Annotated in this window: 13 protein-coding genes; 11 read left to right on the top strand and 2 right to left on the bottom strand. The window is 36.8% G+C overall.

The annotated features are described in order from the left end of the window. Positions 1 to 111: 111 nt before the first annotated feature. On the bottom strand, positions 112 to 375 hold the full coding sequence (locus D1B17_RS07310) for a hypothetical protein (protein ID WP_120142315.1): 264 nt from the start codon (positions 373 to 375) through the stop codon (positions 112 to 114). Positions 376 to 508: 133 nt separating this feature from the next. On the opposite strand from D1B17_RS07310, the gene D1B17_RS07305 reads away from it, so the two are divergent. The 3 genes from D1B17_RS07305 (at position 509) to D1B17_RS07295 (ending at position 2,862) form a co-directional block, all read left to right on the top strand. After that, entirely contained in the window at positions 509 to 1,006 is a 498-nt protein-coding gene (locus D1B17_RS07305) for an acyl-CoA thioesterase (RefSeq protein WP_120142316.1), read from the top strand. A gap of 160 nt (positions 1,007 to 1,166) precedes the next feature. Then, positions 1,167 to 1,523: a PadR family transcriptional regulator gene (locus D1B17_RS07300; RefSeq protein WP_120142317.1), complete on the top strand. Its 357-nt coding sequence runs from the start codon at positions 1,167 to 1,169 to the stop codon at positions 1,521 to 1,523. Then, positions 1,516 to 2,862, top strand: coding sequence for a DUF4097 family beta strand repeat-containing protein (locus tag D1B17_RS07295; protein WP_120142318.1), 1,347 nt, complete (start codon positions 1,516 to 1,518; stop codon positions 2,860 to 2,862). Before D1B17_RS07300 ends, D1B17_RS07295 begins: the two co-directional genes overlap by 8 nt. A 38-nt stretch (positions 2,863 to 2,900) precedes the next feature. Here D1B17_RS07295 and D1B17_RS07290 read toward each other — a convergent pair whose 3' ends face one another. Next, complete coding sequence (locus D1B17_RS07290) at positions 2,901 to 3,443, bottom strand: hypothetical protein (RefSeq protein WP_120142319.1); 543 nt, start codon at positions 3,441 to 3,443, stop codon at positions 2,901 to 2,903. A gap of 166 nt (positions 3,444 to 3,609) precedes the next feature. Here D1B17_RS07290 and D1B17_RS07285 point away from each other — a divergent pair, with 166 nt between their 5' ends. The 8 genes from D1B17_RS07285 to D1B17_RS07250 all read left to right on the top strand — a co-directional run bounded on the left by D1B17_RS07285 (position 3,610) and on the right by D1B17_RS07250 (position 13,194). Beyond that, the gene (locus D1B17_RS07285) at positions 3,610 to 5,115 is read left to right on the top strand and encodes a YfcC family protein (RefSeq protein ID WP_120142320.1); all 1,506 of its coding nucleotides are present in this window, start codon (positions 3,610 to 3,612) and stop codon (positions 5,113 to 5,115) included. Positions 5,116 to 5,145: 30 nt separating this feature from the next. Further along, positions 5,146 to 6,483: a M20 family metallopeptidase gene (locus tag D1B17_RS07280; protein ID WP_120142321.1), complete on the top strand. Its 1,338-nt coding sequence runs from the start codon at positions 5,146 to 5,148 to the stop codon at positions 6,481 to 6,483. Between the two features lie 156 nt (positions 6,484 to 6,639). Beyond that, positions 6,640 to 7,944 carry a 3-phosphoshikimate 1-carboxyvinyltransferase gene (gene aroA / locus D1B17_RS07275; protein WP_120142322.1) on the top strand — a complete coding sequence of 435 codons (1,305 nt, stop codon included), beginning with the start codon at positions 6,640 to 6,642 and terminating at the stop codon, positions 7,942 to 7,944. A gap of 80 nt (positions 7,945 to 8,024) precedes the next feature. Beyond that, positions 8,025 to 8,849, top strand: a complete 825-nt coding sequence (locus D1B17_RS07270) for a Cof-type HAD-IIB family hydrolase (RefSeq protein ID WP_120142323.1) — start codon at positions 8,025 to 8,027, stop codon at positions 8,847 to 8,849. A 671-nt stretch (positions 8,850 to 9,520) separates the two neighbouring features. Continuing rightward, entirely contained in the window at positions 9,521 to 9,829 is a 309-nt protein-coding gene (locus tag D1B17_RS07265) for a PTS sugar transporter subunit IIB (protein WP_102195536.1), read from the top strand. A gap of 96 nt (positions 9,830 to 9,925) precedes the next feature. After that, a complete protein-coding gene (locus tag D1B17_RS07260; RefSeq protein WP_120142324.1) occupies positions 9,926 to 10,261 on the top strand; it encodes a PTS lactose/cellobiose transporter subunit IIA in 336 nt (111 codons plus the stop codon). Positions 10,262 to 10,266: 5 nt separating this feature from the next. Then, the gene (locus D1B17_RS07255) at positions 10,267 to 11,712 is read left to right on the top strand and encodes a 6-phospho-beta-glucosidase (RefSeq protein ID WP_120142325.1); all 1,446 of its coding nucleotides are present in this window, start codon (positions 10,267 to 10,269) and stop codon (positions 11,710 to 11,712) included. 24 nt (positions 11,713 to 11,736) lie between these two features. Continuing rightward, positions 11,737 to 13,194, top strand: coding sequence for a 6-phospho-beta-glucosidase (locus tag D1B17_RS07250; protein ID WP_120142326.1), 1,458 nt, complete (start codon positions 11,737 to 11,739; stop codon positions 13,192 to 13,194). The last annotated feature ends 152 nt before the right edge of the window (positions 13,195 to 13,346 follow it).

Genomic DNA, 13,346 nt, shown 5'->3' with positions numbered 1-13,346 from the left:
AGTGAATAATTTTAAGTATTATTCTGTAATTGATGACTAGAGTTATAGGATACGGAGTATATTGGAGCTTTCATAGTAAAAATATCGACTAGCACCACACATAGATGAAAATTAAAGCATTGAAAGTGGCCCACCATTAATTCCTTTTGTAACGACGACGTCGTCAGGGTTGATTTTAGTTTGCTCACTTAACAATTGATTTAAATGTCTCTTGAAATCTTCTTCTTGTAATTGTGATTTAACGTGCCAAGCGGATAGATTTCCATTAGCGGAGACTTGACCTAAATCTGAAATGCCTTTAAGGGTTTTAGGGTCGACGACTTCATCTGAAGCAATGTCGACGAAATAATTTGTATACCAAAGTTGAAATGCCATAATTTTCCTCCCATATTTTGTTATTCTTATCATATAATATTTTCGATGAAAATAATCAGATTGACTTGTTGTATTTTAAAAACGGGTGGGCAATTAAATTATGGCAAGTTACAATTAATGGGTGAGGTAGATTATGAAACAAATTACATGTCAACAAACACGTACGATAAGTGAGCGCATTATTTTTGATGGAGATTTAAACGATAAACAGACACTCTTTGGTGGCAAAACGTTGAGCCTTTTGGATGAAAATGCTGGTTTGGCTAGTTTTAAATTAGTCCATGCTAAAATTGCAACAGCTAGTTACGATCATGTTAACTTTTGGCGACCTATAACAACTGATAAGTATGTCAAATTCGAATCTTTTGTGACTGGTGTTTCTGGTCGGCAAATCGAAGTTTTTACGAAAGTTATCAGCCACGATTTGAAAACAGATATTACTGAAGTGGCCTTTACGAGTTTTTGTACATTGGTAGTTTTACGTTCAGCCCAACAAATTGAATTGCCAGAATTAGTACCAGAAACTGATGAGGAAAAGTATCTCTGTGCGGGCTTCGCTGATCGATTGGCTGCTAGAGAAGAAGAACGTAGTAATAAAGATGACTTTTTAAGCCATTTAACATTAGATTAGAACTTTGTACCCGTGAACAACAAAAAAAGTTGTTCATGGGTATTTTTGTTTTTTACCCGGGAATACCCGATGTTAGCAAATAAAATACTATTTTAGATAAATTACTTTGACACACACAGTAATTGGTGATACATTATTGTCATGGAAATAGAAGGTAGGGATGAATGTGAAACCACTAATTTCTAAAGATATTATTCGTGGCCATACGACAACCATCGTTTTAAATATTCTTAGTCAAGGTGATAGCTATGGTTATGAGATTGCCAAGATGGTTAAGGTTTTGAGTCGTGATGCTTATGAGTTGAATGAAGCAACTTTGTACACAGTTTTCCGTCGACTGGAAAAAAACGGTGATATCACTAGTTACTGGGGTGATGAAAGTCAAGGTGGTCGTCGAAAATACTATCAAATAACCGACCAAGGTAAACAAACTTTGACGGATAATATTAAAGCTTGGAATTTTGCTAAAGAAGTCATTGATGACTTGATTTTAGGAAGGATTGAAGATTATGAGTGAAATGATAAATGAATTAGTAGATGAAAAATTAACTAAGATTTTTGCAGATTACCCAACAACTGATAACTTAAAAGAATTACAGGAAGAGTTGGCCTCCGACTTAATTGCTTCAGCAGAAGATAAGAAAACTTCTGAAATGAGTGATCAGGCGGCAGTTGAAAAGGCCTTTCAAGAATTTGGTGATATTGATGAGGTTATTAATCAAGTCTTGCATGAAGATGACCAGTCTGACAATCATTATCACAAAACGATCCATGAACATCATATTGATTTGGACGATGATGGTGTTCGAATCGACAACGGAAAAGTTTTGAATATTGATGAAGATGGTTTAACAATCAACAATGGTCGAACTGTTCGGATTGACGGTAATGGTGTGAAATTAGGGAACATGATTATTAACGAAAATGGGATTAATTTTCACGGGCAACCACAACCTGAAACTTCCTTTGACGAATTCAATGCTAAATTTAACAATAATGATTATGATACTGAAGTCCATGTGGAATCTTTACCTTTGACAGATGAGAATGAATTTTCTGTTGAGGATGTTGAAAAAGTAGATGTTACTTACGAGAATGCAGACGTTAAGATTTTACCTACTAAGGGTGCAAAAATTTTAGTTCGTGAGTATATGTCTCGCACGAATCCTGACTATCAAGTTAAAACTGATTTGGTAGACTGGACTCTAGTCATCAAACAAGGTCGTTGGCCACACTTTTTACCACTAAAAGTTAAAGTACAAATCTTATTACCAGAGAATTTTGCTGGAAAATTACGAGTAAATAATCGTAATGGTAACTTACTGATGCAAAATTTGAGCCAACTGGAAGCAGCTTTAATCAATGTCAGAAGTGGTTTAGTCAATGTTAGAGATGTTAAGATTAATCAATTATTGATTAATGCCAATTCAGGAAAAGTAGTCATGGAAGATTTGAATGTTACAGGTGACTTATCGGTTGAAGCTAGAAGTGGTGTGATTAAGTTAGATAATATTTATAGTCCCAATTATAATATCCTTGCTCGTAGTGGAACTATTAAGGGAGTTGACCTTGGTGGTGGCGGTAAAATCGTGGCTAAATCAGGGACAATCAAATTGGAGTTTGCTAGAGTGACGGGCGATGTCGATGTAACAAATACTAGTGGAACGGTCAGATTAACCATGCCTGAACATGATTCATATAATTTTGATTTGGAAGCTAAGAGTGGAACTGTCAAGATGAACCATGCTGCTAACTACAAACATGATGTTCAAAGTCTTAAAGAAGGAACTGTCGGAGCCAATCCCCAATATAATTTGTCAGTTAGAGCAGTTTCCGGAACAATTAAAGTAAATTAAAAAAACTGAGACGAAAATTATATTTTCGTTTCAGTTTTTTAATTTATTTTAGTATTCAAAAATTGAATGGCATTGTTTAAACGATACATTGTGTGTTGAGGATCGTGTAATTGGTCAAAAGAGAGATCTAACTTAGCATTGGTCTGATTCATATTAAGTTTCAGGAAAAAAGGCTTGCGCAACCAAGGAAAAATTGACTGCTTAGCTGGATTGATTTTTAAAATATCTTCACTCTGAAACTGGTGATTTTCCTCGTTAATGGAAAAACTTTTAACTTGTGAATAGCTGATAAATTGAAAGTCAGCTTGATTGGGAAGGATAATTAATTTTAATTTGTCCCAATAAGTAGTCATTTTATAGTAAGAAATTCCGTGTTTTTCTAGTTGCCAGTGACCAAACAATTTTGGTAAATAAATTGGAAAATAAACGCAAAGTAGTGAAAATAAAACTATCAAAAATGATAATATACCAGTCTTTATGTCAGCGGTTAATCCTAGGGCCCCAGCCAAAAAGCTGACTAAAAAACTTACAATTATTGGACGATGATTGATTCTTTTTCCGAATTCGATCGTATCGAGCATTCTAATATCTCCCTCTTGAATCTAATAATATTGTAATATTCAGAAAGCGTTTACACAACTGATATTAAAGGAAAATTTATTTACAAATATTTCTTTGGAAAGCATTGTAATAGTTTATTTTATCGTATATCCTGAAACTATATTATAAATATAGGAGGGTTGATTTATGGAAAAGAAGGCAAAAAAATGGCAAATGCCATCGGCTTATACAATTTTGTTCTTCCTAATAATCGTAGTTGCTATTTTAACTTGGATTATTCCTGCAGGTGAGTACGCAACTACTAAAGCGGGAAACATTATTGCGGGGACTTATAAAGCCCGTGCTAGCAGTCCCCAAGGTATTTGGGATGTATTTATGGCACCAATCAATGGGATGGTTGGTACCGACATTACCGAAGGCTCCATTTCAGTTTCACTCTTTATTTTGGTTATTGGTGGTTTCCTAGGGGTCGTCAATAAAACTAAAGCACTAGATGATGGAATTAGTGCGACAGTTCGTAAATATCATGGTAAAGAAAAAGCTCTTATCCCAATTTTAATGACCTTATTTGCAATCGGTGGTTCAACATATGGTATGGGTGAAGAAACGATTGCTTTTTATCCAATTTTGATTCCTGTTATGATCAGTGTTGGATACGATTCGATCACAGCCATTTCATTAGCTCTGATTGGGTCACAGGTTGGTTGTTTAGCTTCAACAGTTAACCCATTTGCGACAGGTGTTGCTTCACAAACAATTAACATTTCACCTGGTGATGGTTTGATTCCACGTTTTATTTTATTGATTATTGTAACTGGTATTAGTATCGCTTATGTTATGCATTATGCTGACAAAGTTAAGAAGGATCCCTCACAGTCGGTTGTTTTTGAACGTCGTCAGAAGGACCTTGAAGAATTCAACATGGAAGAAAGATCAGTTGGCGATAAGCTAACTAAGAAACAAAAGAGTGTTCTTTGGCTATTTGCCTTAACATTTGTTGTAATGATCACTAGTTTGATTCCTTGGACAAGTTTGAATCCTAACTGGACATTCTTCGAAAGCTTTACAAAGTGGCTAACAAAGATTCCGTTCCTTGGCGCTTTAATTGGTAAGGATATTGCTCCACTAGGTACATGGTACTTTACAGAAATTACGACATTGTTCTTTATGATGTCAGTTATCATCATGTTTGTTTTCCACATGAAAGAATCAGACTATATTAGTGCTTTCATGAATGGTATGACAGAATTTATTAGTGTTGCTATTATTGTTGCCGTTGCTCGTGGTATTCAAGTTATCATGAATAATGGTTACATTACTGCTACAGTCTTGCATGCTGGTGAAACTGGTTTGCAAAATCTTTCTGCTGGTGTCTTCATTGTTTTGACATACATTTTCTATATTCCAATGTCATTTTTAATTCCTTCAACTTCCGGTCTTGCTGCCGCTACAATGGGAATTATGGGACCACTTGGTAAGTTCTCAGGCGTTGACGGTTCACTAGTTATTACGGCTTATCAATCAGCTTCAGGACTAGTTAACTTGATTACACCAACTTCTGGTATCGTTATGGGTGCCTTGGCAATTGGTCACGTTGATATCGTTAAATGGTGGAAGTACATGTGGAAGCTTATTGCCATTTTATTCGTGGTTATTGCCGTATTCTTAGTTATTTGTTCAATGTTTAAATAATTTTTGGAAATAATTCTGGGGGTTTGAATAATGGAACAATTTATTACAGATGAGATTCAAGATGCAGCTATTAAGGACTTAGGTGAATTAGTTGGGATTGCCTCATACAATGACAAGGCCGAACCTAATGCGCCTTTTGGTAAGGGACCTAAAGCAGCCCTTGATAAGGCGATGGAATTAATGGAAAAATTGGGTTATACAACTCATGAAGATCCAGACGGTTACTATGGCTATGCTGATATTGGTGAAGGTGATGAAACCTTTGGTATTGTTGGTCACTTGGACGAAGTCCCAGCCGGAAACTTAGAAGCTTGGGATGTTGAACCTTATAAGCTGACTATCAAAGACGACAAGCTATATGGTCGTGGAACTCAAGATGATAAGGGACCAACAATTTCAGCTATTTATGCTATTAAGTCAATTTTGGATAAAGGCTACAAATTGAACAAGAAGATTCGTGTGATCTTTGGTACCGATGAGGAAATTTTATGGAGATGTTTAGCCGAATATAACAAGAAGGAAGACCCAATTGATTTGGGAATTGCTCCTGATGCTGAATTTCCATTGATTTACGCTGAAAAAGGTTTGCAACAATCATATTTGACAGGTCCTGGCTCGAATGAATTGAAACTTGACCTTGAGAATGCCTTCAATGCGGTTCCTGGTAAGGCAATTTATGATGGTCCTAAACAAGCTGAGGTCTTTGCTGCCTTACAAAAATTAGGCTTTGATGCTGATCAAAAAGACGGTGAAATTGAAGTTCATGGTAAGTCAGTTCATGCTATGAATGCCCCAGAAGGTGTTAATGCCGTTGTTAGATTAGGGATGGCTTTGGCTGAAGTCTTTCCAGATATTAAAGTCTTACAATTTTTGAAGACATTTGGTGAAGATGCTAATGCGACAAACTTGTTGGGTGACGTTTCTGATGATGTTTCTGGTAAGTTGACATTCAATATTTCAAGTTTGAAGATCACACCAGAAGAGTCAAGAATGCAAATTGATATGAGAATTCCTGTTAAAGTTGATCATGATCAATTGATTCAACAAGTATCTGATGCTGTTGCCAAGTTTGATATGAAGTATGAAAACTTTGATTACGTAGCTCCATTATATGTTCCAAGAGATAGCGAGCTAGTTAAGACATTGATGCAAACATATCAAGATTTGACTGGTGATACAAAGTCACAACCTGCTATTTCCGGTGGGGCAACCTTTGCTAGAACTATGCATAACTGTGTGGCTTTTGGTGGAATGCTACCAACCACTCCTGATTTCATGCATCAAGCTAACGAAAACTGGAGTAAGGCTGATATGAGAAAAGCTATGGAAATCTTTGCTGAAGCAATTTATCGTCTTTGTGTCAAATAAGTTTCTTATTTTTGAAAGAAAATAGGGCAGATGTCCTATTTTTTTTTGCATTCAAGGCTAAAAATTTGTTTTATTTTTGAAAATTAGGTAGCGTAGCAGTTAGGAAGTAATGAGATTTTATAAAACGGCTATAAACATATTTGAGGTGTAGGAGTAATGTTCGATTTTAATACGCAACCACGTAAATTTAAATTTCAAGGTGAGGTTACAGTACCTGGTGACAAGAGTATTGCACATCGAGCCATTATGTTTGGTGCGTTGGCTGATGGGGTGACTCAAATCAGCAATTTCATGTATGCCGATGATTTGGCTGTTACGGTCAAAGCTTTTAGGGAGCTTGGTGCTAAGATTCATACGGAAATTAGCAATAAGGATATGATAATTAAAGGAGTTAATCATCAATTAAAGCCTTTAGATCATCCCTTGCAGATCGACAATGTTGGTACTTTGAGAAGTCTGTTATTTGGGGTGTTAGCTAGCAGTACCAATGCTTATGAAGTACAAGGTGGTAAATACCTCAGTCAGCGTCCTACAAGCCACTTAGTGAGCCTTTTAAAAGAGATGGGTGCAAGCTATCAGCCCACGACTGAGCAGGCATTACCGATGCAGATTACTGGTAGTAATAATCTGCAAGGAATTACATATCATCAAGATATCTCAAATGCCCAAATAAAAAGTAGTTTAATCTTGGCAGGAATTTATGCGAACAGCGACACGAAATTAATTCGTAAGTTACCAACACGTAATCATACGGAAATTTTGGCTAATTATTTTGGAGCTGATGTGACTGTCGATCCAGAAATTATTACCGTTCATGCTGGTCATAGTGATTTACGCGGACAAGATTTAACGATACCGGGTGACTTTTCATCAGCTGCAATGTATATTGCCGGAGCTTTATTGTCAGAAGGAAGCCAGATTACTTTGCCTAGGGTAGGCCTGAATACAACGCGGATAGGCTTGTTAAATGTTGTTAAACAAATGGGCGCTAATATTGGTATCGAAAACCGCTCGATTAACAGTGTTGAGCCATTTGGTGATTTAGTTATCAAAGCGCAAAAATTACATGGAACGGTGATTTCTGCCAAACAAGTGCCGTTTATTATTGATGAGATACCTTTGATTGCACTGTTGGCTTCTCAAGCTAGTGGACAAACGATTATTGATGGAATCCACGATGTTTATTTACAAATTAGTGACCGATTGATCAATATGCGGACTGAATTAGCTAAATTAGGTATTGTTATGCAAGTTCATGATGATCAAATTATTGTTGACGGAAATCAAGAAATCAAGGTTAAAGATGATGTTGATAGCCATAATGATCACCGAATTGCGATGATGCTTTGTATCGCTTCAATTTTGACGGATCAGCCATTTAAAATAAAAAATATTGAAGCTATTGATGTATCCTATCCAGGATTCATTGCTGATCTAAATAAAGTCCTTGTCACAAAGTAATTGTGAAAGGGACTTCTTTTTTTACAGGCAGTGTCGTATGATTGTAATAAATTGTATCAATGTAAGGGGTTACGTAACTAATGATTGAGTTTATTGGAACTGACTTAGACGGAACGTTACTGAATAGTTACAGTCGAATATCATCCAAAAATGTCCAAGCTATTCGTAATGCGGTCAATTCTGGAATTGAATTTGCTATTTGTTCGGGGAGAACGTTACATTCTGTAAATAAGTATTTTGAAAATGATTTGAAAGTACCAGGTTATCGAGTTGTTTTAAATGGGGCAGTCGTCGTTGATCCACAGGGGAAAAAGGTAATCGACCAACCACTCGACCATGCTGTCGTAGCTGAAATGTTGAAACGGTCTGAATTTAGCAAATTTAAAGTTGTCTTAGATGGTTTGAATGACGTACACATTTATGACCCCAATCACAGTTGGACAACGTATTTTGAAGGGATGAGCCGTCATCATATCAAGGCCCGTTCCATGGGTGATCTGCAAAAGATGAATGATAAAGCGGACTTCAATGTCTATAAAGTATGTTTCAGTTGTCAGCCCAGTCGGTTAAAAGAATTACAGAAGAAATTAGAGTCGTTTACATCATTGCCAGTGACTATCAGTCGCTCTGGTAGCTATTATTTTGAAATCAATCGTCAAGATGTTACAAAATTGTCAGCACTGCAAAAGATTTCAGGTGACACAGGAATCCCCATGCAGCATTTCATGTGTTTTGGTGATTATGGTAATGATTTGGATATGGTCAAAGAAGCTGGCTATGGCGTTGCTATGGATAATGCAATTGATAGTGTCAAGGGTGCGGCGTGGAAAATAACTGGAACAAATAATCAAGATGGTGTGGCAACCATGATTAATCAAATTTTGGAAGATTCATCAAAGTTGTAAAGCTGGTTATAGAGTCGAATATATGAAAGGCTAGATATTTTTTCTTGGTATTAATCCAGAAAAAGTATCTAGCCTTTTATTATGTTTAATTTCAAATAATGCGACACTTTTTATCAAATTGATTGGTTATACCGTATCAAAAATAACAAATACACTAAAGTGGGTCTCAAAATAGTCTGGTATGAATCTATTCTGTTACGGATAAATATTTTAATAGCATGGTTGTTACAGAATCCTATTCAAACGGTAATAAAAGACATGAAAATAAGTTATCCTTGAGTTAATAAAGAACTAGTCGGAAGATTCGGACAGTGGTTACTGGTGGTGAATGTGGTGTTAGGACGACCGCTTTTGTCGTTCTTACAGCACCGGGCGCGTTTAAGACTTGCCGAACTTGCAAGGCTTAAACCGAGGTCCGAGACCGTGGCTCGGGCCGTTCCGCACCACCAGTAACCACTGTCCGAATCTGGAGACGGCATATAAAACCTATTAATATCAAGAAATAACCATTACGACGTTCAATATTAATTAAAATTTGTTTTTTAGTAAAAACATCTTGATAAATTTCAGTAAGCGTTATACAATCTAATTGTTCTATGAAAGCGTTTTTAGTAAACGTTTTAGCAAAAAAACAAATAAATAAAATCACGGATCAAGAGGGGTATTTAATTATGGCTGAAAAAACAATTATGTTATGTTGTGCAGCAGGTATGTCAACAAGTTTACTAGTATCAAAGATGCAAAAGGCTGCTGAGAGTGATGGCATTGATGCAGAAATCTTCGCTGCCGCTGCTGCTGATGCAGATGCAAAATTGGAAGAAAAACATCCTGATGTATTAATGCTTGGACCTCAAGTAAGATATCTTGAAGGACAATTCAAAGACAAGTTGAGTATTCCTGTTGAAGTAATCAACATGCAAGACTACGGAATGATGAACGGTGAAAAGGTTCTACGTGAAGCTGTAAAATTAATCGGTTAATCATTAATAAAAAAAACACACAAGGGGCGCAAATTAGCACCCCTTTAGTTATTTAAAATAAAGAAAACGCTTAAATTATTGAGGGAGATTTATAAAATGGCTGAAGAACAACATGATGAACAACTACAAACAGTAATGGGACTAATTATCAATGGTGGTAATGCCAAGAGTTCAGCATTTGAAGCTATCAATGCTGCTAAGAAGGGTCAATTTACAGTTGCTGATCAAAAATTGAAGGAATCAGATGACTTTCTAGTAGATGCTCATAACTCACAAACAGATATGCTTACTAAAGAGGCTAATGGTGAACATGCAAAAGTTACTTTATTGATGGTTCACTCACAAGACCACATCATGAATGCAATCACATTCAGAGACTTGGCTGGAGAAATTGTTGATTTGTACAAGAGACTTGCTAAAGAAGGGAAATAATTTCAATGAGTGAAGGAATTCAAATGCCCGAAGGTTTCCTTTGGGGTGGCGCCGTAGCAGCTCATCAATTAGAAGGTGGCTGGAATGAAGGCGGCAAGGGTGTAAGTATTGCTGACGTTATGACGGCTGGTGCTAATGGAGTTGCTCGTAAAGTAACAGATGGTGTCAAGGATGGAGAAATTTATCCTAATCATTGGGGTAATGACTTCTATCACAAGTATCCTGAAGACATCAAGTTGTTCGCCGAATTAGGTTTGAAATGTTTCAGAACATCAATTGCTTGGACAAGAATTTTTCCAAATGGTGATGAAACAGAACCTAATGAAGCCGGTTTAAAATTTTATGATGATATGTTTGATGAATGCCTTAAATATGGTATTCAACCAGTAATTACTTTGTCACATTTCGAAATGCCATACCATTTGGTTAAAGAGTACGGTGGTTGGAGCAATCGTAAGTTGATTGATTTCTTTGATCGGTTTGCTGAAGTTTGTTTCAAGCGTTATAAGGATAAAGTTAAGTATTGGATGACTTTTAATGAAATCAATAATCAAACTGATTGGCGTGATCCACATCCATTGTTGCAAGACTCTGGTTTGGAATTAGGCAAAGATGACAACTGGGAAAAAGAAATGTTCCAAGCTGCTCATTATGAGTTTGTTGCCAGTGCACATGCGGTTCAAATCGCACATAAGATCGATTCAAGTTTACAAGTTGGTTCGATGATTGCAATGTGCCCAGTTTATCCATTGACTTCTAAGCCTGCCGATATTATGAAAGCCGAGCGTGCTATGCAATATCGTTACTACTTTGGTGACGTTCAAGCACTTGGTTTTTATCCAGAATGGATTGAAAAGTATTGGGCTCGCAAGGGTTATGATCTTGATATTACCGCTGCTGATTTGGCAACAATTAAGGCTGGCACGGTTGATTATGTTGGCTTTAGTTATTACATGTCATTCACAACACAAGCTAAAGATGGTGAAACTCATTTCGACTATGATGAACATAACGATTTGGTTTCAAACCCATACGTAGAGAAATCAGATTGGGGTTGGCAAATCGATCCCGTTGGACTTCGCTATGCTATGAATTGGATGACAACACGTTGGCATAAACCATTGTTTATCGTTGAAAATGGTTTTGGTGCACACGACAAGTTAGAAGCTGATGGTAGTATCCATGATCCATACCGCATTTCTTATTTCCATGATCACATTTTACAAATGGAAAAAGCTGTTAAAGAAGACGGTGTCGATTTAATTGGTTACACACCTTGGGGTCACATTGACTTGATTTCAGCAAGTACCGGTGAAATGAAGAAACGTTACGGTATGATTTATGTTGATCAAGATGATGAAGGTAACGGTAGTTTGAAACGTTATAAGAAGGACTCGTTTGCTTGGTATAAGAAAGTTATCGCCTCAAACGGTCAAGATATCGCAGAATAAACAAAAGAGGGAGAGCGTTTTTAGATGACTGAAACAACAAAAAGTGGTTTAAGAAAAGACTTCCTATGGGGTGGAGCTGTTGCAGCTAACCAACTCGAAGGTGCCTGGAATGTTGATGGAAAAGGTGTCAGTGTCTCAGATATTATGACCGCTGGTGCATATCAAAAGCCACGTGAAATTACTGATGGTATTATCCCCGGTAAAAATTATCCTAACCATGAAGCAATCGACTTTTATCACCAATATAAGAGTGATGTGAAATTATTTGCTGAGATGGGTTTTAAATGCTTTAGAACATCAATTGCTTGGACAAGAATTTTTCCAAATGGTGATGAAACAGAACCTAACGAAGCTGGTTTGAAGTTTTATGATGATTTATTTGATGAATGTTTAAAATATGGAATTGAACCTGTGATCACTTTGTCACATTTTGAAATGCCATATCACTTAGTTGAAGAGTATGGTGGCTGGAGAAATCGTAAGGTAATTGATTTCTTTGTAAAATTTGCAACCGTTTGTTTTAAACGTTACAAAGATAAGGTTAAGTATTGGATGACCTTTAACGAAATCAATAACCAAACTACCTTTACTAATGACTTTGCTATCGCTACTGATTCGGGCTTGATTTTCAGAGATAATGAATCAGAAGCTGAACGTGAAGCCTTGATGTATCAAGCATCTCATTACGAGGTAGTTGCTAGCGCATTAGCTGTTAAAATTGGTCATAAGATCAATCCTAATTTTGAAATTGGTAATATGGTTAACTTTACGCCAGTTTATCCAGCATCAGCAGATCCACGTGATATTCTTCTAGCCGAGAAGGCCATGCAAAGACGTTACTGGTGGGCTGATGTACAAGCATTGGGTGAATATCCAGTCGGCATGGAAGCATACTTCAAGAATCATGATTTAAGACCTGATATTACTGAAGAAGATCGCGTTGTTTTACTTGAAGGAACAGTCGATTACGTCGGCTTTAGTTACTACAATTCCATGACAGTTAAATACAGTGATGATAATCCTGAATTTAAGTTTGTCGGTGATCGTGAAACAGTTAAAAATCCTAATTTGAAATATAACGATTGGGGCTGGCCAGTTGATCCAATTGGTTTGCGTTACTCAATGAACTGGTTGACAGAACACTATCACAAGCCAGTAATGATTGTTGAAAATGGTTTCGGTGCTTACGATAAAGTTGAAGCTGATGGCAGTATTCATGATGACTATCGTGTTGATTACCTTAGAGCACACATTCAACAAATGATAACAGCGGTTAATGAAGATGGTGTGGATCTATTAGGTTACACACCTTGGGGCTGCATTGATTTGGTTTCTGCAGGAACAGGTCAAATGTCCAAACGTTACGGTTTCATTTATGTTGATAAAGATGACGAAGGTAACGGAACACTTGAACGTTCAAAGAAGGACTCATTCTACTGGTATCAAAAAGTAATTCGTTCAAACGGATCACAATTAGACTGAGTCAATTAAAAGAAGCTGAGACAAAATCGTAAATTTTTGTCTCAGCTTCTTTTGTTAATTGCCGCCTCCAGTAGCGTGAAATGTAGGCTGCTGTGGGGACCGCCTGGAGCCAAGGTCTCCAGGCTCGATTTTGAACTTCGCAAAGTACGCGA

The sequence above is a fragment of the Companilactobacillus zhachilii genome (genome assembly GCF_003606365.2).
In the GTDB taxonomy this organism is placed as follows: domain Bacteria; phylum Bacillota; class Bacilli; order Lactobacillales; family Lactobacillaceae; genus Companilactobacillus; species Companilactobacillus zhachilii.
The sequence above is the reverse complement of the archived record's forward strand: the minus strand, read 5'-3'. Positions and strand labels throughout refer to the sequence as shown.